Annotated in this window: 23 protein-coding genes and 2 pseudogenes; 16 read left to right on the top strand and 9 right to left on the bottom strand. The window is 69.0% G+C overall.

Going from position 1 to position 22,862, the window contains the following annotated elements; translation table 11 throughout:
- Positions 1 to 137: 137 nt before the first annotated feature.
- The 3 genes from ACFYPM_RS11580 to ACFYPM_RS11570 are packed head-to-tail and all read left to right on the top strand — an operon-like array spanning position 138 to position 4,761.
- Positions 138 to 1,160 (top strand): 3-oxoacyl-ACP synthase III, encoded by a 1,023-nt coding sequence (locus ACFYPM_RS11580; protein ID WP_387194343.1) that lies wholly within the window; start codon positions 138 to 140, stop codon positions 1,158 to 1,160.
- Positions 1,157 to 3,736: an alpha/beta fold hydrolase gene (locus ACFYPM_RS11575; RefSeq protein WP_387194340.1), complete on the top strand. Its 2,580-nt coding sequence runs from the start codon at positions 1,157 to 1,159 to the stop codon at positions 3,734 to 3,736. The genes ACFYPM_RS11580 and ACFYPM_RS11575 overlap by 4 nt, the downstream gene beginning before the upstream one ends.
- Positions 3,733 to 4,761 (top strand): NAD-dependent epimerase/dehydratase family protein, encoded by a 1,029-nt coding sequence (locus ACFYPM_RS11570; RefSeq protein ID WP_387194337.1) that lies wholly within the window; start codon positions 3,733 to 3,735, stop codon positions 4,759 to 4,761. Before ACFYPM_RS11575 ends, ACFYPM_RS11570 begins: the two co-directional genes overlap by 4 nt.
- A 23-nt stretch (positions 4,762 to 4,784) precedes the next feature.
- Here the strand turns inward: ACFYPM_RS11570 and ACFYPM_RS11565 are convergent, their stop codons facing one another.
- Positions 4,785 to 5,465 (bottom strand): hypothetical protein, encoded by a 681-nt coding sequence (locus ACFYPM_RS11565; protein ID WP_387194334.1) that lies wholly within the window; start codon positions 5,463 to 5,465, stop codon positions 4,785 to 4,787.
- 42 nt (positions 5,466 to 5,507) lie between these two features.
- Between ACFYPM_RS11565 and ACFYPM_RS11560 the strand changes: the two genes are divergently transcribed.
- From ACFYPM_RS11560 to ACFYPM_RS11545, 4 genes are read left to right on the top strand one after another with little or no spacing between them, the layout of a single operon-like run.
- Complete coding sequence (locus tag ACFYPM_RS11560; RefSeq protein ID WP_387194331.1) at positions 5,508 to 5,885, top strand: hypothetical protein; 378 nt, start codon at positions 5,508 to 5,510, stop codon at positions 5,883 to 5,885.
- On the top strand, positions 5,882 to 7,738 hold the full coding sequence (locus ACFYPM_RS11555; protein ID WP_387194328.1) for an AAA family ATPase: 1,857 nt from the start codon (positions 5,882 to 5,884) through the stop codon (positions 7,736 to 7,738). Before ACFYPM_RS11560 ends, ACFYPM_RS11555 begins: the two co-directional genes overlap by 4 nt.
- Positions 7,735 to 8,373: a 4Fe-4S cluster-binding domain-containing protein gene (locus ACFYPM_RS11550; protein WP_266241192.1), complete on the top strand. Its 639-nt coding sequence runs from the start codon at positions 7,735 to 7,737 to the stop codon at positions 8,371 to 8,373. Before ACFYPM_RS11555 ends, ACFYPM_RS11550 begins: the two co-directional genes overlap by 4 nt.
- Complete coding sequence (locus tag ACFYPM_RS11545) at positions 8,361 to 8,897, top strand: FHA domain-containing protein (RefSeq protein ID WP_387194324.1); 537 nt, start codon at positions 8,361 to 8,363, stop codon at positions 8,895 to 8,897. The genes ACFYPM_RS11550 and ACFYPM_RS11545 overlap by 13 nt, the downstream gene beginning before the upstream one ends.
- A 132-nt stretch (positions 8,898 to 9,029) precedes the next feature.
- Here ACFYPM_RS11545 and ACFYPM_RS11540 read toward each other — a convergent pair whose 3' ends face one another.
- Complete coding sequence (locus tag ACFYPM_RS11540) at positions 9,030 to 9,272, bottom strand: DUF4260 family protein (RefSeq protein WP_387194321.1); 243 nt, start codon at positions 9,270 to 9,272, stop codon at positions 9,030 to 9,032.
- A 64-nt stretch (positions 9,273 to 9,336) separates the two neighbouring features.
- A pseudogene (locus ACFYPM_RS11535) lies at positions 9,337 to 9,390 on the bottom strand (DUF4260 domain-containing protein); the annotation flags it as partial.
- An 83-nt stretch (positions 9,391 to 9,473) separates the two neighbouring features.
- On the opposite strand from ACFYPM_RS11535, the gene ACFYPM_RS11530 reads away from it, so the two are divergent.
- Positions 9,474 to 9,737 (top strand): hypothetical protein, encoded by a 264-nt coding sequence (locus ACFYPM_RS11530; RefSeq protein ID WP_387194318.1) that lies wholly within the window; start codon positions 9,474 to 9,476, stop codon positions 9,735 to 9,737.
- Entirely contained in the window at positions 9,677 to 10,369 is a 693-nt protein-coding gene (locus tag ACFYPM_RS11525; protein ID WP_387194315.1) for an IS3 family transposase, read from the top strand. Before ACFYPM_RS11530 ends, ACFYPM_RS11525 begins: the two co-directional genes overlap by 61 nt.
- A 37-nt stretch (positions 10,370 to 10,406) precedes the next feature.
- Here the strand turns inward: ACFYPM_RS11525 and ACFYPM_RS11520 are convergent, their stop codons facing one another.
- From ACFYPM_RS11520 to ACFYPM_RS11505, 4 genes are all read right to left on the bottom strand, one after another.
- Positions 10,407 to 11,198 (bottom strand): formylglycine-generating enzyme family protein, encoded by a 792-nt coding sequence (locus ACFYPM_RS11520; protein WP_387194313.1) that lies wholly within the window; start codon positions 11,196 to 11,198, stop codon positions 10,407 to 10,409.
- Positions 11,199 to 11,492: 294 nt separating this feature from the next.
- The gene (locus tag ACFYPM_RS11515; protein ID WP_387194310.1) at positions 11,493 to 12,932 is read right to left on the bottom strand and encodes an AAA family ATPase; all 1,440 of its coding nucleotides are present in this window, start codon (positions 12,930 to 12,932) and stop codon (positions 11,493 to 11,495) included.
- Entirely contained in the window at positions 12,929 to 13,639 is a 711-nt protein-coding gene (locus tag ACFYPM_RS11510) for a right-handed parallel beta-helix repeat-containing protein (protein WP_387194307.1), read from the bottom strand. The genes ACFYPM_RS11515 and ACFYPM_RS11510 overlap by 4 nt, the downstream gene beginning before the upstream one ends.
- A 41-nt stretch (positions 13,640 to 13,680) precedes the next feature.
- Complete coding sequence (locus ACFYPM_RS11505) at positions 13,681 to 14,004, bottom strand: hypothetical protein (protein ID WP_387194304.1); 324 nt, start codon at positions 14,002 to 14,004, stop codon at positions 13,681 to 13,683.
- Between the two features lie 1,045 nt (positions 14,005 to 15,049).
- On the opposite strand from ACFYPM_RS11505, the gene ACFYPM_RS11500 reads away from it, so the two are divergent.
- The 6 genes from ACFYPM_RS11500 (at position 15,050) to ACFYPM_RS11475 (ending at position 20,470) form a co-directional block, all read left to right on the top strand.
- Complete coding sequence (locus tag ACFYPM_RS11500; RefSeq protein ID WP_387194301.1) at positions 15,050 to 15,340, top strand: hypothetical protein; 291 nt, start codon at positions 15,050 to 15,052, stop codon at positions 15,338 to 15,340.
- Positions 15,341 to 15,398: 58 nt separating this feature from the next.
- Complete coding sequence (locus tag ACFYPM_RS11495; RefSeq protein ID WP_387194298.1) at positions 15,399 to 16,268, top strand: thioesterase domain-containing protein; 870 nt, start codon at positions 15,399 to 15,401, stop codon at positions 16,266 to 16,268.
- Positions 16,269 to 16,378: 110 nt separating this feature from the next.
- Positions 16,379 to 16,636 carry a phosphopantetheine-binding protein gene (locus tag ACFYPM_RS11490; protein WP_387194295.1) on the top strand — a complete coding sequence of 86 codons (258 nt, stop codon included), beginning with the start codon at positions 16,379 to 16,381 and terminating at the stop codon, positions 16,634 to 16,636.
- 2 nt (positions 16,637 to 16,638) lie between these two features.
- Positions 16,639 to 17,862, top strand: a complete 1,224-nt coding sequence (locus tag ACFYPM_RS11485; RefSeq protein ID WP_387194292.1) for an aminoacyl--tRNA ligase-related protein — start codon at positions 16,639 to 16,641, stop codon at positions 17,860 to 17,862.
- A complete protein-coding gene (locus ACFYPM_RS11480) occupies positions 17,859 to 19,103 on the top strand; it encodes an acetyl-CoA carboxylase biotin carboxylase subunit family protein (RefSeq protein ID WP_387194289.1) in 1,245 nt (414 codons plus the stop codon). Before ACFYPM_RS11485 ends, ACFYPM_RS11480 begins: the two co-directional genes overlap by 4 nt.
- A complete protein-coding gene (locus ACFYPM_RS11475) occupies positions 19,100 to 20,470 on the top strand; it encodes an MFS transporter (RefSeq protein WP_387194286.1) in 1,371 nt (456 codons plus the stop codon). Before ACFYPM_RS11480 ends, ACFYPM_RS11475 begins: the two co-directional genes overlap by 4 nt.
- 148 nt (positions 20,471 to 20,618) lie before the next feature.
- Here the strand turns inward: ACFYPM_RS11475 and aroF are convergent, their stop codons facing one another.
- Positions 20,619 to 21,428 carry a 3-deoxy-7-phosphoheptulonate synthase gene (aroF, locus tag ACFYPM_RS11470; protein WP_387194283.1) on the bottom strand — a complete coding sequence of 270 codons (810 nt, stop codon included), beginning with the start codon at positions 21,426 to 21,428 and terminating at the stop codon, positions 20,619 to 20,621.
- 28 nt (positions 21,429 to 21,456) lie between these two features.
- Positions 21,457 to 22,389 carry a LuxR C-terminal-related transcriptional regulator gene (locus tag ACFYPM_RS11465; RefSeq protein WP_387194280.1) on the bottom strand — a complete coding sequence of 311 codons (933 nt, stop codon included), beginning with the start codon at positions 22,387 to 22,389 and terminating at the stop codon, positions 21,457 to 21,459.
- A 289-nt stretch (positions 22,390 to 22,678) separates the two neighbouring features.
- Between ACFYPM_RS11465 and ACFYPM_RS11460 the strand changes: the two are divergent.
- Positions 22,679 to 22,843 (top strand): annotated as a pseudogene (locus tag ACFYPM_RS11460) (PadR family transcriptional regulator); the annotation flags it as partial.
- Positions 22,844 to 22,862: the final 19 nt, after the last annotated feature.

Raw genomic sequence — 22,862 nt, 5'->3', positions numbered from 1 at the left:
GAACACCTCAGGGGTGCAGGTGCCGGATGGGCGTGGGCGGGTGAGTGATGTTCACCGCGATGCCCATCGACTGTTGGTGGATGGGGAACCGAGTGGATAGCTTCGAGCCCTCGGGATGGGCGACGGGCGGAGGCTGAATGACGCAGGGCAACGCTGAATATCGCTATACAAACACGGCGATATTGTCGGTAGTGGCCCAGGAGGCGCCGGTCGTCGTTACTTCTGGTCAGTTCGACGAGCAGTTGGACGAGACCTTCCGGCGGCTGGGGCTGCGCCGGGGGATGCTTCAGCGGATCGCCGGCATCCAGGAGCGGCGCTGGTGGCCGGAGGGCTTCGGCTTCGCCGACGCGGCGGCGATTGCCGGCGCCAAGGCACTGTCGGAGGCCGGCGTCGACGCGCGTGACGTCGGCCTGCTGCTCAACACCTCCGTGTCACGGGCGTTTCTGGAGCCCTCGACGGCGGCGGCGATCCACCACACCCTGGAACTGCCGCCGTCGGCACTGAACTTCGACATCGCCAACGCCTGCCTCGGGTTCGTCAACGGGATGCAGGTCGCTGCCAACATGATCGATGCTGGACAGATCCGGTACGCGCTGATCGTGGCGGGGGAGAGTTCCCGCGAGGCCCAACAGGCGACGATCGACCGGCTGCGCCGACCCGACTCCACCCGGGACGACGTGCGGGAGCAGTTCGCGACGCTGACCCTCGGCTCGGGTGCGGCAGCGATGGTGCTGGCTGCCGCCGACACCCACAAACAGGGCCACCGATTGATGGGTGGGGTTGGTAGGGCGGCGACACAGCATCACAAGCTGTGCGAAGGAGACAGCACCCGGATGCGTACCGACGCGAAGGGCCTGCTCGACGCGGGGGTGGCCCTCGCGGCCGCGACCTGGGCGGACGCCGGGCCGTGGGACTGGCAGAACATGGACCTCTACGTGATGCACCAGGTCTCGGTGGCCCACACACGTGGTGTCGTCGACCGGCTCGGCCTCGACCCTCGAAAGGTCCCGGAGACCTTTCCGCGGTGGGGAAACGTCGGCCCGGCGTCGCTGCCGATGACTCTGGCCCACCACGCCGAATCGCTCAACCCCGGTGACCGGGTGCTCTGCATGGGGGTCGGCTCCGGCCTGAACACCTGCGCCCTGGAAGTCGTCTGGTGAGCGATCGACACGCTTCTCCACCACTCGGGCTGCCCGGCCTCAACACCGCCTGGTCCCGGTTTGTCACCGCCCGGGACAGCCAGGGTATCCAGCGCACCTGGCACGTCCTGGACTCCGCGGCGGCCGACTCCGACGGCTCGGTCCGACGACCCGTCGGAACCCTGCTCTGCGTGCACGGCAACCCCACCTGGTCGTACCTGTGGCGGCACCTGCTGGCCCGGTTCGCGCAGGCCGACGCACCGCCGTGGCGAGTGATCGCCGTCGACCACCTGGACATGGGGTTCTCGGAGCGCACCGGGACGGTACGCGGGCTGGCGCAGCGGATCGACGATCTCAGCACGGTCACCGACGCGCTGGGCCTGATCGGGCCGGTGGTGACGGTCGGGCATGACTGGGGCGGCTCCATCTCGTTGGGCTGGGCACTGCGTCACCGCGACCAGCTACGCGGTGTCGTGTTGACCAACACCGCGGTGCACCAGCCGGCCGGTTCGGCGGCACCCGTGCTGATCCGCCTGGCCCGGCTGCCCGGCGTGCTGCCCGCGGTGACCGTGCGGACGCCGACGTTCCTGCAGGCCACTCTCACCTTGGCCAACCCGTGGCTGCCGGAAGCTGTCCGGGAGGGTTACCTCGCTCCGTACCGCACGATGGACCGGCGTGCCGCGGTCGGCGGCTTCGTCGCCGACATTCCGCTGCGCGCCGACCACCCGAGCTGGCCGGCGCTGCAAGGGGTCGCGCAGAATCTGCACACGTTGGCGCAGACCCCGGCACTGCTGCTCTGGGGTCCGCGCGACCCGGTCTTCGGCGACGCGCATCTGAGGGATCTGCGGAAGCGGCTGCCGCATGCGCAGCTGCACCGGTTCGAAGGCGGGGGTCACCTGGTCATCGAGGATGCCGACGTAGCCGGCGCGGTCGCACAGTGGCTGGTCGACCTGGACCGACCCCCCGCCGACCCGCCCGCGACGCCGAAGCCGGCAGCGCCGTGGCGTCCGTTGTGGGCGGAGCTGGCAGCGCGGGCCGAGGACCGCTCGGTCGCTCTCGTCGAGTTGGCGCAGAACGCCCGGCAGGTCAGCTGGGCGCTGCTGTGGCAACGGATCCGGGAGATCGCGGCGGGGCTCTCCGCCTGCGGGGTGCGACCCGGCGATCGGGTTGCCCTGCTCGTACCGCCCGGCGCGGACCTGACCGCCGCCGTCTACGCGTGCCTGCGCATCGGCGCGGTGATCGTGGTAGCCGACCCCGGGCTGGGGTTGGCCGGGATGAACCGGGCGATGCGCAGCGCCGACCCGGCGTACCTGGTGGCTGTCGGTCGTGGACTCGCCGTCGCCCGTGCCCTGCGCTGGCCCGGACGGCGTCTCGGGGCCGGCCCCGGCGCCGCCGCGTGGGGTGCGCTGACCCTGGGCAAGCTCGCCCGCCTCGGTGCCGACCTCGACGAACTGCCGGCCCCGCCCGGCCCGGACGACGACGCGGCGGTGTTGTTCACCTCCGGCTCCACCGGCCCGGCGAAGGGTGTGGTCTACACCCATCGCCAACTCGCCACGATGCGAGACGCGCTGTCCGACATCGGCGTGAACGCCGACGTCGGGATCGTGGCGGCGTTCGCGCCGTTCGCACTCTTCGGCCCGGCCCTCGGTGCCCCCTCGGCGATCCCGGACATGAGCGTGACCTCGCCACGGACGTTGACCGCCACCGCTCTCGCCGAGGCGACCGCCGCGGTCGACGCCGCGTCGGTCTTCGCCTCACCGGCCGCGCTGCGCAATGTCATCGACACCGGTGACGCCCTCGACGATCGCCAGCGCGCCGCGTTGGAGGGGGTGACGCTGCTGCTCAGCGCGGGTGCGCCGGTGCCCGCCGCGCTGCTCACCCAGGCGCGGGCGCTGATGCCCAAGGCGCAGCCGCACACCCCGTACGGGATGACCGAGGTCCTGCCGGTCACCGACATCACCCTCGACGAGATCGCCGACACCGAGCCGGGTGACGGTGTCTGCGTCGGCCGGCCGTTGCCCGGTGTCCAGGTGGCGATCGCCGCTCTGGACCCGACCGGCAGGCCCGCCGAGCAGCCCGGCTTCATTCCCGGGCTGACCGGGGAAATCCTGGTCAGGGCCGGGCACACCAAGGACCGCTACGACGCGCTGTGGTTGACCGAGCGCAACAGCTCCCGCAATCCGGGCTGGCACCGCACCGGTGACGTCGGCTACCTCGATTCCGACGGCCGGCTCTGGGTGCAGGGCCGACTGTCCCACATCATTGTCACCGCCGACGGCGTGCTCACCCCGGTGGGGATCGAGCAGCAGGTCGAGTCGTTGCCCCAGATCGCACGGGCCGCGGTGGTCGGGGTGGGACCACCCGGTGTGACGCAGGTGGTGGTCGTCGCCGAGACCACGCCCGGGGCCCGCCGTGCCCGACTGGCCAGCCGGGAGCTGATCGACGCGGTACGCACCGTGGCGACGCCGCCGATCGCGGCCGTGCTGGTGGTCCCCGACCTGCCCACGGACATCCGGCACAACTCGAAGATCGACCGTACTCGGCTGCGTCACTGGGCGGAGCGAGTACTCGCCGGCGGAAGACTCAGCAGACCGTGAAAGTCCTGGTAACCGGTGCCAGCGGCATGCTCGGCGGCGCCGTCGCCACCGCGCTACGGGCGCGCGGCGACGAGGTCCGCGTCCTGCAGCGTCGGCAGAGCGGCCTGGTCGGCGTCGACGAGCGGCGCGGCGACATCACCGACCCGGGATCCGTAGCTGCCGCCGCCGAGGGCGTCGACGCCGTGGTCCACCTGGCCGCGAAGGTGTCGATGACCGGCCCGCGGCAGCAGTTCGAGCACACCAACGTTCGCGGCACGGCCACCCTGCTCGCCGTCGCCCAGGCCGCAGGTGTGACGCGATTCGTGCACGTCTCCTCTCCGTCGGTCGCCCACCACGGCGCCGGCCTGGTCGGCGTCGACGCCGGCACGGCTGACCCGGACCGGGCGCGGGGCAACTACGCCCGCAGTAAGGCCTCGGCCGAGTTGCTCGCGTTGGCCGCCGACTCGGCCGACTTCGCCGTGGTGGCCCTCCGGCCGCACCTGGTCTGGGGACCGGGTGACACCCAGTTGGTGAGCCGGATCGTCGAGCGGGCCCGGGCCGGCCGGCTGGCACTGGTCGGCCAGGGTGCCGCCCTGATCGACACGACGTACGTGAGCAACGCCGCCGACGCGCTGGTCGCCGCCCTCGACCGGGCAGCCGAAGTGGGCGTACACGGGCAGGCCTTCGTGGTGACCAACGGCGAGCCACGGACGGTGCGCGAACTCGTCGAACGGATCTGTGTCGCCGCCGCGACGACGCCGCCGAGGTTCCGAGTACCGGTAGCAGTGGCGAAGGCCGGCGGCGCCGCGGTGCAGCGTCTCTGGCCGGCACTTCGGCGCACCGGAGAACCGCCCATGACCCGGTTCCTGGCCGAGCAGTTGTCCACCGCGCACTGGTTTGACCAACGCCGGACCCGAGAGGCGCTGTGCTGGTCACCGAAGGTGACCCTTGACGAGGGCTTTGGCCGGCTGACTGTGGCCTACCGGCAAGAACAACGCGTTCATGGCCGCCGACAGGGACCCGGGGCGCCACCGCCGTCCCGGTGAGGATGATGACGACGGTTGACCGGTCACCGCCAGACGCGCCCGCAAACAGGATGGCCGGCCACGGGAGGGCTACGAGGGCTCAGACTGACCGGACCCCTCCGCCGGCAGGTGCAGGTGTCGGAGCTCCTCGGGGACCGGTAGGTCCGGCCGGTAGACCAGCAGCGGCGGCTCGCCACCGGAGTCGGCGCGGGCGGCGGGAGCATCAGCCAGCCGGGGTCGAGGATTCCGTGTACGCGCCCGTCGACGACGACGGCGACCCGACCCGATTTCGGGAGCACTTGCACGCCCACGGGTTCGTCCGGGGCGGTGACCATGCTGCGGTTGAACGCCGTGTCTGGGGCGACCGGGGTGAACACGAGGGCGTTGAGCCGCGGCGACAGGACCGGACCGTCTGCGGCGAACGAGTACGCGGTGGAACCCGTCGGTGAGGCGACCAGGACGCCGTCGGCGGAGTTGAGGGCGTTCAAGCCCATCGGGACACCCCAACCCACCTCGTCGGGAGTGCTCGGCCGGGGAAGGGGCGGGACGGGATCGGGACCGCGGCCGTAGCGCAGCAAGGTCCGCAACTCCGGTGGGACCTGCAGCGGCCGTGACGCCCGCAGGGTGAGCAGCATGCGTTCCTGGATGGGTGCGCGCCGGGCGTCGTGCAGCCGGACCTTCCGCACGCCGAGCTTGGCCATCAGCTCGTACGCCCGGTTCCGCAACCAGTCGGTCCGAAGCGGCTCACCGAGCTCGTCGACCAGGACGTGCTGACCGAGATGGGCTACAGCGTGGGCACCGAGTTCAGCGTCGGGCAACCCGGCACGGGCAGGCTCGCGGTGAGCCGACCCGACGACGCCGACCACCTGGTGCGTTTGAAGGTCGACGCAAGGGCACGCAGGATGCAGTCGATGGTCTACCGGACCGGACCCGGCGAGAACCCCCACGCCGACGCGGCAGCCGAGCACCGCTGGTGCGCCGACCTGGAACAGGCACTGGCCAGTCTCCGGGAGGCTGGCTTGCCGTGCGCGCACACCGAACTGCGTCACCCGGGCGCCGAACCCACGCCCCGCACGGCTCCGCCGCAGCGCACCGAGCCCCGGCGCCGGCTCAGAAGCCGCGAGGCGGAGGGAGACGCACGGTGATCGACGACCTCGCGGGCTGGCCGGCGTTCGCCCGCGAACTGCACGCGACACTGCCAACCCAGTCGCAGTACGTGTTGTGGGGCAACGCCCATGATTCGTACCTTATCGACGCGCCCACCGGGGTGCGGCTGCTGTCCCTCACCGACGTGATACGTGAGCTGCTGGACCGGAGCGGCTACACGTTCGTACTCGATCATGATCTGATCGATTCTGGTGCCGTGCACCAGATCGGCAGAAGCGAGGTGACGACTGCCACCCGTGCCCTCCTCGACGACGGGTATCGCCCCGGCGGCCCGACGCCCGACCTGGGCGCGCTGTTCGTCCAGCTCGCCGCGATCGCCCAGCCACGCACCAACGTGCGGGCGGCAGCCATCGTCCGAGCGGCGCACCTGCTGCGGCATCCGAGCGATCCGGACGACGCCGAGCGGCAGTTCCTGCGCCGCATGGAGAAGCTGGCCCGGACGGCGCGGCCGGTCGCGGCCGAATCCGGTCGGACCCAGAGCCTGTACAACCCGGTGATCTGGTTGGTGGAGAACGAAAGTGACCTGCCGGCCTGGCTGACCGCGGGCAAGGACCGGATCCGCGTGATCAGCCTGCCCCGACCGGACTACGGCGATCGCGAGAGCTGCGCCCGTCGGCTGCTGCACGGCCAGATCCCCGACGCGACGTTGCACGAGCGGGCTCGCTCGTTCGCCGAGCAGTCCGAAGGACTCACCCTGCAGGGCATGATCGAAGTGACCAGGCTGGCACGCGATCGTGGGCTGAGCCCGGAGCAATGGCCCGACGCGACCCGAACGTTCAAACTCGGGGTCTTGGATAATCCCTGGCGCCGCGACTACCTGCCCACCCGGATCCGAGACGGGGAACGGTCCCTGCCTCAGCGGATCATCGGTCAGCGCCAAGCTGTGACCAAAACCCTTGACATCCTCAAACGCGCCGCTCTGGGCCTGTCCGGCGCCCATGCGGCACGGGCATCGTCACGCCCGCGGGGAGTGCTGTTCTTCGCCGGTCCGACAGGGGTGGGCAAGACCGAGTTGGCCAAGGCAGTGGCCCATGTGGTGTTCGGCGACGAGGCGGCCTACCTGCGGTTCGACATGAGCGAGTTCTCTGCCGAACACGCCGGCGATCGGCTGATCGGTGCTCCACCGGGCTACGTCGGTTTCGAAGCCGGCGGAGAACTCACCAACGCCGTGCGTCAGCAACCATTTCGGGTGATCCTGTTCGACGAGATCGAGAAGAGTCACCCGCGCATCCTCGACAAGTTCCTGCAGATCCTTGAGGACGGCCGGCTCACCGACGGCCGCGGCGGTACAGTCCACTTCTCCGAATGCATCCTGATCTTCACCAGCAACCTCGGCATGTACGTCGACGACGGCACGGGCCAGTTGACGCCGACGGCTACGCCGGGCACTCCCTACGACCAGGTCGAGGCGATTGTGCGGGCAGCGATCGAGGATCACTTCACCCGGGTCCTCGGTCGGCCCGAGCTGCTCAACCGCCTCGGCGACAACATCGTGGTGTTCGACTTCATCGGGCCGGAAGCGGCCGAACAGATCTTCGAACTCCAACTCGGCAACGTGCTCCGGCGCCTCAGCGAAGAACACCACGTGTCGGTCACGCTCGACCAGCCGGTCCATGCGCGCGTGCTCAGGGAGTGCACGCGCGACCTGGCCCGAGGCGGCCGGGGGATCGGCTCCGCCCTGGAGACCGCGCTCGTCAACCCGCTGGCCCGCGCCCTGTTCGACCGGCTGGCGGCAACGGCGGTCGACGCGCCGGCGGCCGGGGACGCGACGTCGCTCGTCGTGACGGCCTGGCGGCGTCAGGCCGACGTCATCACCGTGGAGCTGTCATGACGACCATCGAGATAAGTCGCCTCCACCACCCGGTCACCACCCTGGGGTACGGCAGGAGAGCCGGAATCTGGCTGCAAGGCTGCACCCTCGCCTGCACCGGCTGCCTCGCCCGGGACACCTGGCCCCGCCGCCCCGACCGGTCGGTCCCCGTCGAGGAGGTGCTCGACTGGCTCACGTCGCTTCCTCAACGGATCGACGGCGTGACGATCTCCGGCGGCGAACCGCTCCAGCAGCCGGTCGCGCTCGCCGCGCTCCTCCGCGGGATAGCCACCTGGCGGCACACCAGGCCGATCGACATCCTGCTCTACACGGGATACGGCTGGTCGCGTGCAGCACGGCTGCCAGAGCTGCGCGCAAGCTGCGACGCCGTGGTCGCGGGTAGGTACGTCGAGCGGCGTAACAACGGCGACACCCCACTGCGTGGCTCGGCGAACCAACGCGTCATCACCCTCAGCCCTCTGGGCCACCAGCGATACGGCGAGGCCGCTCAGCTCGTCCGGGCAGGCTTGCAGACCGGCGTACTCGACGGCCGGCTGTGGCTGGTCGGGATCCCACGGCCCGGCGAGCTCGACCAGATCGCCGATCATCTGAGGGCCCGCGGCATCGGCGTCGGGGAATCGACATGGAGCGGCTGATCTGCCGCGCCTGCGGCGCACCGGTCGGCTCCGGTGACATTGTGTGCGGGAACCCGGACTGCTATGCGAACCTCACCGCTGTCTCGGCGGTCATCGAGGCCGACAACCTCGTCACCCCGCAGCCGATCGACCCGGTCGCCGTGGACATCATCTGTCCGTCGTGCGGAACGGCGTCTCCGCCGGGGAGCCGGATGTGCCCGCACTGCCTCAGTGTGCTCGAAACCGTCCTGACGATCGCGTTACTCGACCCGCCGTGGCAGACAGTGATCGAGGCCGGAGTAACCCTGATCCTCGGTCGGGACCCCGGCTCGCCCGCAGCGGCCGCGCTGTCCGGCCACGACGCTGTCTCGCGACGACACGCGGCTGTCACGACGGCGTCGGACGGGGCCGCGACGGTGACCGACCTGTACTCCACGAACGGTACCTGGCTCGACCAACGGCGGCTCGAACCCGGCGTACGCCACCCACTTCGACCTGGTGCCACCCTGCGACTCGCGTCGACCGCGACGTTTCAGGTCGAGTGACAACCCGAGCCAATCGCCCCCCGGCGCAGCGGATACTCAACTTCCGGCCGTCCGAACGGGGCAAGGGGCTGGGCGGGCGTGATACCAGCGCAGCTCATCGACCGCCTTCCTGAGCGCCGCGCCCAACAGCGATCATTGATGTGTCCCGGTGTCCCGGTGTCCCGGTGTCCCGGTGTCCCGGGCCTTGCCGATCCGGCCGAGGTGGGTGTGCTCGAATCCCTCGGTGGTCTTGAGGCCGAAACCCAGCGCGCGGTCGACGGCGATGTGGAATGCCCACGCGACGGCCAGAATGCCGAGCCAGGCGATCTGGTCGCGGAACGCGGCTGCCGTCACGGCCACCGCGCCGAGCGCCGCCGGCAGGCTGTAGGAGTGCATCAGGGTTGTAGCAGAAGGCACCGTGGCGTGGCCCGTGCAGGTAACCGAGCATCGACAGATCGAAGACGAGGAAGAGAGCGAGCAGCGACCACCACGGGTATCCAGCGGTGACGGTCACGACGACGGCGAGGGCCGCGACGACAACGGCCTCAACGTCGAGATCTTGAAGCGGGCGACGGCTTCCTTTGCGAAGGAGACCCGGTGAACGTGTACCCGTTCATCGAGTCGGACAAGGACGGCAAGCACAACGTCACGCGTGCGCGCGAGCTGATAAAGGTCTCCAGGTCCGCCTACTACCAGTACGCGACCGGCCAGCAGTCGCAGCGAGACCTGGACGACAAGGTCCTGACCGCGAGGATCCTTGAGGTGCACGCGAGGTCGAAGGCACCTACGGAGCCCCGCTGGTGCACGCCGAGTTGGCCGACGCCGGGCTGCGGCACGGCCGTGAACGCATCGCCCGGCTGATGGTTGACGCGGGTGTGCGCGGCAGGAACCCGCGCCGGTGGCAGACGACCACCGTCGCCGACCCGGCAGCAGCCGATCGGGTGGACCTGATCCGACGGGACTTCACCACCCACCCCGCCCGCGTCGACACCCGTTGGTGCGGAGACATCACCTACATCACCACGTGGCAGGGCTGGCTGTATCTGGCCACTGTCATCGATCTGGCCTCCCGCCGCGTCGTGGGCTGGGCCGTGGCCGACCATCTCAAGACCGACCTGATCGATGCTGCTCTGAACGACGCGATCGTTAGGCGCCGCCCGCCATTCGGGTTGATCTTCCACTCCGACCGCGGCTGCCAGTACACCAGCGCCCAGCACGCCCGCCTCGCCGCCGCGCACGGCATCCACCTGTCCAACAGCCGGCGCGGGCAATGCTGGGACATCGCGGTAGCCGAATCGTTCTTCGCCACGGTCAAGACCGAGTTGCTGCACCGGCAGCCGTGGCCCACCCACACCGCCGCCCGCCAGGCCATATTCGAATACATTGAAGGCTGGTACAACACCCGCCGCCGGCACTCCTCGCTAGGCTTCCTCAGCCCAGCCGCCTACGAAGCCACCCACCACACCACGAACCCGATGAACCACGCCGCCTAGATAAGATCAACACATCGGCCCCGTCCGTCGAAACGGGTCAAGCCCAGCTCGCGACAGATCCGCTCCCACCAGCCACAGTGGGTGGCAGTGGTGCGGCCGGGCGTACGGCTGTGAAGTCGGCGTGTTCGTATCGGGTGGCGGAGAGCAGTAGCAGCCACTCGTCACAGCCCTGCCACGGGTATAGATCGGCGGCTCCGCCGCGTACGGTCCGGGGCCCGTCTCCGGTCCGCGGTCGCGCGGTCGTCGGTGCGCCGTCGAACCCAGGGATCCACACGTCGGCGCAGAGCTCGTTCGCCGAGCCCATCGCCGCCAGCCCGAACGCGTTCTCGCTGGCGGCCGTCCGCGTCTCGTCGCCGAAATCGTTGAGAAGCTGGTCCTCGTCGGGTTTTTCGTCACCGCGGAACGTCAGCGTGGTGGTGCCGGCCCGGGCTGCGTATTCCCACTGCGCCTCGCTGGGCAGCTCGAACGGCAACACCTCGAGCAGGTCGTACAGGTCGCCTTCGAGCCGAGCCGTGCAGGTGGTCGCCTCGGCGTAGTCGTCTTCGTACTCGGGCAGCCAGTACCGGACCTGCGCGACGGTCAGCGGGTGCCGGGCGAGCAGGAACGACTCGACGTGCACCTCGCGGACCGGTTGTGCGTCCTTAGCGTTGGCAAGGAACGGGTCGATGGTGTCCTCGACACCGCCGCTGGACTCGATCGCGCGTACCGCATCGAGCTCCGAGTCGGACAGCCCCATCCGGAACGCGCCGCCCAGAACCTCGCGAAAGACGACTCCCGACGGGATGTGCCGCCACGCCGGTCGCCCGGCCACGATCTCCTCGGTCCACATGTCGGCGAACGCTAGCAGCCAACCCGTCCGGTGGTCTCTCCCGATGCCCCGCAGCGCGCGCACAGATCAACTGGCTGTCAAAGCTTCAGGCCGAAAGCTGGCAGCGCCGCTGAGTGGGCCTGGCAGCGTCGCCCGGCGACCAACTGGCTGAAGGACGCATACATTCGCACCAACAACTCACCCCCGTTTACCCCCCGGAAACCCAGCCAAATCGTTGACGAAGAGCGACAAGGGCGACGAGCGTCTTGCTGTGTCTTCGCGGCAGTGAAGATCAAGTTAGGTGAGCTGCACGCCTCACGACTCTTGTCGGGGCGCTGGGCCCATGTCCGCGGGCGGGACGTCCCCTGGTAATAGCAGTCGGAGTTGCTCGGAAGTCGGTGCGGGTGTGTCGGCAAGCCGCTCAGCTTGCCGTTCAATCATGGCACCGAACAGCTTCCGTGCGCCGCGCCCGTTGCCGAAGTCCGGTTCGTGGACGGCCTCGGTGAGCCGTTCCAACAAGGCGGCGCTGGTCGGCTTCGTCAGGTCGTACCCGTGCTGCCCGGCCAGCCCGGAGACGATCGCCAGCAGTTCGTCGGGGCTGTAGTCGACGAATTCGATGGTCTTGGTGAATCGGGACGCGAGGCCGGGGTTGGCGGCCAGGAAACCTTCCATCTCGGCGGGATACCCGGCGACGATCACCACTACCTGGTCCCGGTAGTCCTCGATCAGCTTGACCAGGGTGTCGATTGCCTCCAAGCCGAGGTCTGAATTGGCGCCGAACTGGCGGGCGAGCGTGTAGGCCTCGTCCACGAACAGCACGCCACCAAGCGCTCGCTCGAACACCGCAGAGGTTTTCAGCGCGGTGCTTCCCAGGTATGCGCCCACCAGGTCGACCCGGGCCACCTCGACGACCTGCCCTTTTGACAGAACACCGAGGTGGGCGAGGAGCCGCCCGTAGATGCGCGCGACGGTCGTCTTGCCGGTCCCGGGCGGTCCGGTGAAGACGAGATGCCGGCTGAGCGGCAGTACCGGCAGGTTGGCTCGCCGCCGCTGGTCACCGACCCGAATCAGGTGGACCAGGGTTCGTACCTCGCGCTTGACCGCCGCCAGTCCGATCATCGCGTCCAGTTCCGCCAGCGAGGCGTTGATGCTGGTCGCGGCGTCGGCACCTCCGGGGCTACCGCGGTCGGCATCACCCGGATCGCCGTCGCGGCCGGTGCCGTCGGCGTCGGCCGTCAAGCCAATCGCTTCGTGCGAGATGTCGGGCGAATGTGCAGCGCGTACCGACACCAGCGGCCGGTTGGCACCCCGCACGGCCTCGCCAGCAACGTTAACGAATTCGCACCCTTCTACCAGTACGGGAGCGTCCGTTTCCACCTGCACGCCGTCGCCGCCGCAGTCGCGTACCGTGCCCGCCCGCATGTCCAGCCGGGACTGATCCCCTAGCACCACTGCCGAACCAGTCGTTCCGGTGACCGTGCAGCGGTCGAGACGAAAGCTGGCCTGGCCTGCCCCGACGATACCCACAATGCCACCGGAGACGGTAGCGTCGGTGAGGCTGATCGAGATTTTCTCGGCCCCGACCACACCCGCTGGCGCATCCTCTACCCGCACCATCGTGCCGGTGAGTCGGCCGGAGCCCTCAGCGGCAATCCCGCTCTGCGACGCACCTTGCAGGGTTGCGCCCTCGATTCGAACGTCCGCGTCAACGACGCCGTCGAGTGCGATTCCGTCCTCCCCGCCCGTGATCGTCACGTCGCTGAAGGTTGGACTTCCGCCCTGCACGCGAACCCCGTACCGGCCAGAGTCCTCAATCCGGACGTTGGCGTACGGCCGCTGGCGGCCTGGATCAGCAGGGCGTCGTCGCGCGCACCCCGCAGCACACCGCCACTCACCTCTGGCGCCGCCTGATTGACTGCGGCGACTGCGGGCAGCCGGCTGGCGGTCACGGTGCAATCGGAGAACGTGCCCTGGGCCTTACTGACGTAGATGCCGTTGCCGCCCACCCGTTCGATTCGACAGCGGCGGATGTCTGGCTCGGCGCCGCCGGAGACCGAGACGCCGCTACCCTCAAGGTCAGCCAGCTCGCAATCCTCGACCAATCCGCCAGCCGATCCGCTGAACGCCAGCCCGCTGCCCCGGCCGTCGGAGATTCGGCACCGGCGTACCGTCGGGCGAGATCGTGCACTCGCCACCACGGCTGTCTGCCGTACACCGGAGAACTGGCTGTCTTCGACCGTGCCCCGGCCGCCCTCGAACGCCTCGAAGCCTTGACCGACATTCTCGACGTGACAGTGCCGCATGATCGGCTGGCTGTCCCGCTTGGACAGCAAGGCGTACTCGTCGAAGTCCCACAACCGGCAGTGTTCGACGACGCCGCTGGAGTCGATGAAGGCCACGCCACGGCGCATCCCATGGACATGGCAGTTGCGCAAGTGGGTGGCACCTCGCTCGCTGAGCACGGCGTTGACAGCCTGCCCGCTGACAGTGCATGACTCCAAGGTCAGAGTTCCACCGACCACCGACCACCGACCACCGACACGGTCGCCGGCGCGTCGGAACTCCACGTCCGCAACACCAAACCCTCTAGCGCGACGTCCGCACCCTCGCAATAGACGGTAGGTGCGGCATCGCGGTTCTCCACCGTCACCGCACCCGGCACACCCGCACGGATAGTGACTGCCTTGGCGCGCACCACGACATGCCCGTCGTAACGGCCCGGCTCCACGAGGATCAGCGCGCCGTGGGGCGCAGCCGCTACCGCCAGCCCGATCCCACGGTACGTGTTCGGCCGGGTCAACGACACGACAAGCGTCGGCGCCCTCATCGACCCGCCTTTCCCGCGATCAGCCACCGCCAGGTAGGACGATAGACACACCGGAAGCATAGATCTCGTACGCCACCTACCCGAGTCTCAGCCCGTTCCACGCGCCAGGCGCGCCTCGCCTGGGTGGGTGCGCTTCATCGGCATCTCGGTGGCCGCCCTCTGCTGGCAACTGGTGTCTGGTGAGTGGTCGGGCAGGCGTCCTGTCTCCGACTCGACCAGTCAACGGCGCAGCACCTCGTCGAACTGGTGCGCGTCCAACGGCTCGACGCGGCGGCGTCGGGGTCTGTGGCGGCCGACCTCGAGGCATGCCTGCATGACCGCCAGCCGGGTGGCTACGCGGTGCTCTCCGTCCCATGACTCGCTCAGCGGCGCTGCGCCGAGGGCATCCACGAGTGCTGCCGATCTCTACACGCCCAACCAAGCTGGTTGTTGCGACGTGTGGAGTGAGACGCCGAGCGCCGTCAGCACTGGAGGCACCTCGGTCCAGAGGATGTACTCGTAGGAGAGATTCTCTTCGACCGGCAGGCTGCCGGCGCTGACGATGCCTCCCGCGGCGAAGAATCCGTCCGATCGGATTGACCGTACCGGGCCGCCGCTGTCGCCGGGTGCGACCGAGGGGCATCCCGCGCACCGATGACCCTTGACGCCGCGGCGAACCTTCCCGTTGTCGTCCGACCTGGCGATGCCGCTGAACGCCCCTCGGGGGACGCGGTGGTAACGCGAAACGTGGCCGCTTCCGTCCACAGCCGCTTCCGGCCACCCCGGAGACCTTCTGTATCCGCCGGTCGGCGATGAAGATTGATTCCAGGCGACAAAGGAGGCCCGCGGGTTATCTGAAATGTCTCCTCGAGAAAATCACGATGTCGACCGTCAGATTGGACGAAGGTCATGCGGATCCGGGTCGGAATCTTTGCTGTCGCTCTCGCTTTCCTCGGCGCTGTCACGCCACCGCTGGTGCTTTCCGTCGTGAACGGTTCGACCGCTGTGGCCGAGCAGGCGGGCGGAGGCGTTCGCGCCGACAGTCTTATCTGGGATTAGCGCGGCCATGCGGTTGACGCTGATAACGATCTCGTCCCAAGCAGGAACGATGTTCGACGGCGGTGCGGCGCGTCTCGTCGACACGCTGTGGGCAGCAGTCCGTGCCGAGGACGGGGTGGAACACATCTCGGTCCGAGCCGTACGGGGCAGGGTTGATATCGGCGTCTTCAGCGTATCGATGGATCAGGTGATGGCTCGTACGGTCGCTCGTGACGTGGTCGAACGAGCCCTCGTGATGTCACCGCAACTCCGGCAATGGAGCGTGGCCGGGACCGTACCCGGGCTGGCTGGCACCTGAGCAGCGCTGGGCCGATCGTCCGCGTCACCCGTCACATTCCCTGAAAGGGGCGAGCTAGGTGTCGACAACCTATCCGACGCAATCCACAGCCACGCCCGGGTGGCGACGGCGCGACGAACGCGGGCGACGCGAGGAGGGCGAGCGTGGACGGCAGGGCGGCAACGCCTCCTGCCTCGTCGAGATCCAGGTCAGCGGGAACCGCCCACCGCTGTTCTGGGCGCACGGCATCAGCGGCAGCACCAGCACCTACCGGCCGATCGCCCGGCTGCTGGCGGGGCGTCGCGACGTGTACGGGCTCGAGAATCGGACCGCCAACCCGTCGAACCGGTTGGCGGAGTCGGCCCGCCGGTTCGCGGCGGCGATCAACGAGCGCCGACCCGATGGACCGTGCGAGATCCTCGGTTACTCGCTCGGTGGTCTGGTGGCACTAGAAACCGCGCGTCAGTTGGTCATGACCGGCCGCGAGGTGACTCTGGTCGGCATTCTCGACACGGCACCGCCGACCGTTCCGGTCGCGCCGGAGAACACCTCGGTCGCCCTCTCGCTGATCTCCCGTGGCCTCGGTCTCAGGCCGCCGTTCGATCCCGCAACGATCGGCACCGACCCCGAACTGATCGCGATGTTGAGCGTACGGGCCGTCGAGGCGCGGATACTGCCCGCCAGCCTCGCCTTCGATTACGTGAGCGCCATGGCCCGAACCTATACCGCGAACGGGCAGGCGGCAGACCGCTACCGGCCACGGGCGTACCGGGGGCGGGCGGCGGTGCTCCTCACCCGCGACGGTGACGCCCTACGACATCTGGATCTGTGGCGCCGGTTCGCGCCCGGCATCTACCGGACCGACATTTTGGATCTGGACCACTTCAGCCTGATCGGCGACGCCGCCCCGACGGTACACGCGGTCATCGACGAATGGCTGACCCGATAGCTGCCACACCCGGCGCGACCTTCCGTCGACCCCCGGCCTTTCGTGAGTCTCGGTCTCGTCAGTCCCCACCGTTCGTGAGTCTCGACCCTTCGTGAATCAAGGAGAGTACGTTGTCGCACTGGATTGAGCCACTTTTCACGGGCCTGCTGCCCGATGCGACGATCGCCGCGGCGGTCGCCGACTACCCGGCGTACCGGGACGTCGATCTCGCCGAGTTGGGACTGGAGTCCCTGGCCACCATGCAGATCGCGATTCGCATGACGGAGCTGTTCAACTACGAGATCGACTACGAGTCCTTCACGATCAGCGCCTTGCAGACCTTCGGCGGACTCGAGCGTCAGCTCGGCCTCGTCCTGACGGAGGTCTGACGATGCCGACCCTCAGCCTGCCAGTGACGCTGCAGGAGAACCTGTGGCCCACCATGCACACCCGACTGCGTTTTCATTTCCCGCAGATCGAGCAGTTGGACATGACCGCCACCGAGATCCGCGTCCACTCCGCAGCGGCGCTCCCGGCCGCAAAGGTCAGGTCTGTGGTCGAGCGGGTCGCCGCCTCGTACAAGGCAATCAGCGAGCGGCTCAGCTCCAGGGTCGTCTACGACCCGGCCGACGGTACCGACGCCCCGGCCCTGAGCGCCGAGGACGCGACCGCGCTGCGGGCCGCCGCCGTACGCCTCGTGGCCGACCTGGATGAGGCTCGGGCAGCGCTTCCGGCGGACGGCCTCGGGGAGGTGCTGCCACGCGAGCGGGGCATCAACGTCTACGGCGGTGTCGGCGCGTACCGGCTGCGCGCCATCGACGACTTCTTCCGCCGCTTCTTCGAGCGCGCCCACGGCGCCACCGAGATCCGGGTTCCCTCGATGCTGCCCGCCACGGTCGTCGACCGGGCCGGGCACTTCGACACCGGCTGCCAGCACCTGAGCTTTGTGGCGCCGATGACCACCGACATGGAGGACTTCGAGGGCTTCCTGCCCTACTGGCGGGCCGACAACGACCGGGACCGGCTGCACGAGTTCCTGCGAACCCCCAGGGACATCCTGAACCCGGCGCTGTGCCTGCACGCCTATCCGCTGGTCGAGCACCGACCGGTCGACGACCTGGTGCTCACCCTGTCGGGTTCGTGCTTCCGGGATGAGTCGGGCAACCTCAACAACCGCGAACGGCTCCGTGAGTTCACCATGCGGGAGGCCGTGTTCTTCGGCAGCCAGACCGACCTCGCCCGAGTCCACCAACGAGTCGTCGCGATGATGGCTGCCGTGGCGGACCTGCTCGGGTTCAAGTACCAGCTCGCGACGGCCACCGACATCTTCTTCAACGACAACGCCCAGGAGCAGCTCTTCTCCCAGTTGGTCACCGACAGCAAGATCGAGATGCTGGTGCAGGTGGACGACGGCGATTCGATCGCCGTGGCCTCGCTCAACAAGCACGGGCAGCACTTTGCGAAGCCGTTCGGGCTCAGCAACTCCGACGGTACGACGCCGAGCACGATGTGTATCGGGTTCGGTCTCGACCGGGTTCTCCTGGCGCTGCGCGACGTTCCCGATCTGCCCGGCCAGCTCCGGCAGGGCCTCGCGCGGATGGAGCGGCAGGCATGAACCGCTCGCTGGTGATAGTCGAGTCGCCCGACTTCTTCGTCGCCGACATGACGCGGGTCGCGGAGGCTGAGCAGGACCGGGTGTACGTGTTGACCAAGGACGATCGGACCACGGGGCCGAACGTCATCCGCGCGGACGTCCGCAAGGATCCGGCGGAGGCGATGGCGGCCGTCCGCCGTACGGTGGGCGTGCCGGGAGGGGTGCTGACCGCCCAGGAGATGTTCCTCACCGAGACGGCGGCACTGGCCGACGCGCTTCAGGTCGGGCACGGTAGCCGGGAAACCGCGCTGCGGTCCCGGGACAAGGCCACGATGAAACGGATCTGGCTGGACGCAGGGGTCTCCACTCCCCGGGGTCGGTCGTTCCGGTCCGCCCAGGACGTCCGGGACACCTGCGCCGACCTCAGCTACCCGCTGATCGTCAAGCCCTCGCACGGGTACGCGAGCTGCGGCGTTCGCCGGGTGGAGTCCGAGCGGGAACTTCGGGAACACCTCCAGGCCGTCTCGATGATCAACGCGACGGTGATCGGACGGGAGCGTCCGGACGCCGGGATCGTGGTGGAGGAGTGCCTCGACGGTGAGGAGTACTCCGTCGACACGGTGTGGTTCGACGGAGTTCCGGCTTGTGACGGGCTGATGTCCAAGGGGGCCGCAGTCGGGCCGTACTATCCCGATCGGCTGTATCACATCGACCCCGAACTGCCGCCGGCCGTCGCCGCCGACATCATCCGACTGTCCCACGACGCGGTACACGCGCTGGGCATCCGCTCGGGCGCGACCCACACGGAGATCCGGCTACGCGGCGACGTCCCGTACGTCCTGGAGACCACCAACCGCCCCGGCGCCGGCGGCCTCTTCTACCCGCTGTTCCAGCAGGCGCACGGGGTCGACTTCGCCCGCGTCCTGTACCACGCGACCCTGGCCACCTCCCGGGGTGAGTTCGCGGCCGCCGGCACGCCGACCACCGCCTCGGCCGCGGCGGGTACGCACTACTTCTGGTACAACCTTCCGCACCCTCGACCCGGGGTCATCCGGGAGATCCGCGGCCTGGCGGAGTTGGCGGACCGTCAGGAGGTGCTGGGCTGCTTCTGCTACAAGCAGCCGGGCGGGGTCCTCTACCCGGACGGCCTCAACGCCGACTACTTTTGCTCGGTCCTCGGTCGCTACCAGCCCGGGCCCGCCGACCCGCCGATCAGCGAGTTCGTCCGGGGCTACGACGAGGCGCTCGAGGTGGTGCTGTGACAGCGAACAGCCTCTACCACCGCAGCTTCATCGCGCTCGTGTCGGGCGGGTTCGTTTCGGCCCTCGGCACCGTCGTCTTCGACCTCGTACTCGCGTGGTGGGTGATCTCCGAGACCGGGTCGGCTGTACTCACCGGATATCTGCTGGCCGCGGCGCTGGCGCCGATCGCCTTCATCGGACCGATCGGCGGCGTCCTGTCGGACAGGTGGAACAAGAAGGCCATCCTCGTCGGCACCGACCTGGTCAGTGGTGCCGTGGCGTTCGGGGTCGCAGTGCTGGCCTACCGGAACACCCTGCACGTCCCACTGCTGGCGCTGTCCTGCTTCGCGCTCGGCACCTGCGCCGCCCTCTACCGGCCGGCCGCGCGGTCCATCGTGCCGCTGCTCGTCCGGGACCGACACCTGGTCAAGGCCAACTCGGTGTCGAACAATCTGACCGAGGCGACCAAGGCGGTGGGACCGCTGCTGGGGGCCGCGCTCGTGGCGATGCCCGTCATCGGGGTCGGCGGAGCGATGGTGCTCAACGGCGTGTCGTTCTGGCTGTCGGCCCTCGCGGCGGCGGCGATACGCTACCGGCACGTCAAGCACGGCAAGGACATCGCCAGCGTGACGAGCGATCTGCGCGCGGGCTTCCGGTACATCAACAGCCGCGTGCTGATCCGGAACATGGTGATCCTCTGCGCCGCGGTCAACTTCTTCCTGATCTCGTTCAACATCCTGCTGCCGCTGTACGTCACCGAGGTGCTGCACGGATCGAGCGCGACCTACGGGCGAGCCCTCACCGCCGAAGCCGTCGGCGGGATCGCGGTCACGCTCCTGCTGCTGTTCCTCCACGACTTCGTTCCTACCAATCGGCTGCTCGCGGCGCTGATCGCGGCCGGTGGGATGTCGCTCGCAGTCATTCCCGTGGTGCCGGCCGTCGCCGGGCTGCTGCTGTTCTCCGCTGCCCAGGGATTCTTCGTCGGCGGATTCAACACGCTGTTCTTCGCCTACATCCAGAGGGAGGTCAGCCAGGAGTTCCTGGGCCGGGTCTTCTCCGTCGTGTACATGGCGGCGATCGGGGTGATGCCGATCGCGTACATCAGTTGGGGCTACATCGGCGACTACGCGCTTCGCTGGGGATTCATGTATGCCGGCCTCGGGACAGTGCTGTGCAGCGTCCCGTTCCTGCTCCTGCGCCGGCACGCCACCAGGTCGGTGGTGGAGCCCACCCGAATCACCAAGCTCGCCCACACACCCGAGCCGGCCCACACACCCGAGCCGGCCCACACACCCGAGCCGGCCCGCACACCCGAGCCGGCCCGCACACCCGAGCCGGCCCGCACACCCGAGCCGGCCCGCGTGGCCGAGCCGGCCATGGCGATCTGATCGATGCCGCCGACGAGATTCGCCTGTCGGGTGCCGGCTGCGGGTTCCCGCGGCCGGTACCCGACCGGCGTGCTGGCGGCGAGGTGGCTCGACCGCCGGGCCGGGTGGCGTCGGACGGGCACGACCTGCCCCCGCGGATCGTTCGTGGCTAAGTGCTCGACAGCTCACGCAGGCTCGTCAGGCGCCTGAACTGCTCGATCAGGGTCCGGAGTTCCGGGGTGCTCAATGCCTGACAACTGTCGGTCCACGACTGGTCCGGCACCGGGTGACTCTCGACGATGATGCCGGCGGCGCCGACCGCGGCACCCGCGAGGGCGAGTGGAAGCACCCACTCCCGACGTCCGGCCGCATGGCTGGGATCGATGATGACCGGAAGGTCGGTCCGGCCGGCCAGCACCGGAACCGCCGCGATGTCCAGGGTGTTACGGGTCTCGGTGACGAACGTGCGGATGCCCCGCTCGCAGAGGATGACGTCATCGTTCCCGGTGGCGCGTACGTAGTCGGCCGCCCCCAGCCACTCCGCATAGGTGGCGGCGAACGAGCGCTTGAGGATGATCGGCAGTCCGGTACGGCCGGCGACCTCCAGGAGCCGGCTGTTGCGCATCGACCTGGCTCCGATGAGGAAGCCGTCCACGTGGTCGCGCAGGAGTCGCACGTCGTCGCCGTCCAGCGGCTCTGCGATGATGGGCAGCCCGGTACGGGCCCGAGCCTCGTCGAGCAGCGGAATGCCCTCCGCGCCGATGCCCTGGAAGCGATTGGGGCCGGACCGTGGCTTGAAGACGCACCCCCGAAGGACGTCGGCCCCCGCGGCCGCCGCCGCCTCCGCATGTCCGACGTAGCCAGGCTCGACCGAGCAGGGGCCCGAGATGATCGGCCGCTCGTCACCGCCGAAGATGACGTCACCGATGGCCACCCGGCGGGTCGCCTTCGGCTGGGTGTGCTGGGGCGAAGTTCCCATGCCTTGTCTCCGATCGGTCACGTCCGTGTCACAGCCAACCCCGCTGGGCCGCCTTCAGGCCCGCCTCGAACCGGCTGCGGGCCTGAAGGCGTTCCATGAGATCCGCCATCATCCGCCGGGCCGTCCGTGCGGAAACACCGAGCCGGGCCGCGGCGGCTTCGTCCGTCAGACCCTGACCGAGTAGCTCGAGCAATGCGCGTTCCTGGGTGTTCAGTCCCTTCCGTTCCGGCTCGCGGGCCGCGCCCAGCGGCGTCGCGATCTCCCACACCTGGCTGAAGAGCGCCAGCATCGAGGCGACGAACCCGGGACCGGTCAGATGCAGGGCACCCTTGCGCGTGTCGGCGGGGTCGATCGGCACCAGCGCGGCGCGACGGTCCGCCAGGATCATGCGGGGCGGCAGGATGGGTGAGGTCCGGAACTCCGCGCCACTTTCGGTGAGGAAACGCGCGTGCGCGAGGGTCTGCGAGTCGTTCCGAATGCTGTCCAGGCCGACGGTCTGGATGCGGACGCCGCGTTCGAGAAGTTCGGTGTCGTTGCGACGTGCGTGCCCCAACGCCGCCTCTGACTGGGCACCGCCGGGCATGAATGTGAGAATCTCAAACTCGGTCTCGTGGGCCAGTTGGGCCAGCTTGTCCTGCACCGCGTCGATACCGAGCAGATGAGTGGCCGCCGGGGTCGAGGCATGCCGCTGTGCCGTGCCGAACTGGTCGATCAGTTGACTGATCTCGGCTTGACTCTCCGCGACCTGCCGCTGGCGACGAGCGAGGTCAGCCTGTTGCTGGGCGAGCGCGGCGCTCAACCCGACATCCGGACTCACGACGTGCAGCGCGCCGGGTCGATCCATCGAGTTGCGGACCAGGGACATCTCGAACAGGCGGTCCAGGGCCGCTCGGACCTGCGTCTCGGTGACGCCGAGATGGGCACCGAGTTCCGTGACCCCCCATTCCGGCTGCGCGAGCATCTGTCGGTAGACCCGCTCCGCGACGGAATCCAACCCCAAGGCGACCAGCACGAAATTGCCCTCCCCGTGTTGGCCCACAATGGACCAGGCAATATCTCGAGCGAGATCGTCCCACGTGGACCTTGCCCCCGCAAGCAGCTGCGACCTGGGGTCACCGACCGACGGATGGGTCATTCTTGCTGCCAGGGCGGGCGCGGACCGGCAGCAGCGCATCGAGGTAGTTGGCGGCGGTGGCGAGGCGTCATCCGCACCCTCACCTACATCGCCGCGGCCGCGCTGGCTGCCGGCGCGGCGGCTGCGTGGCGAACGGGACGAGGAGACGTTCCTGCGCGGGGGTGAGCGCATCGGGCCGTACCTGACGTGTCTGCGCGGCCGCCGGTTCGAGCAGGAGCACCGTGAGTGGTGCGAGCAGGTCGCGGTGCTGCTGCGCGTCCGGGCGGCGCTGTCGGACTGACCCTGCTGTCGGTGTCATC

The sequence above is a fragment of the Micromonospora sp. NPDC005203 genome, from assembly GCF_042872705.1.
In the GTDB taxonomy this organism is placed as follows: Bacteria; Actinomycetota; Actinomycetes; order Mycobacteriales; family Micromonosporaceae; genus Micromonospora.
The sequence above is the reverse complement of the archived record's forward strand: the minus strand, read 5'-3'. Positions and strand labels throughout refer to the sequence as shown.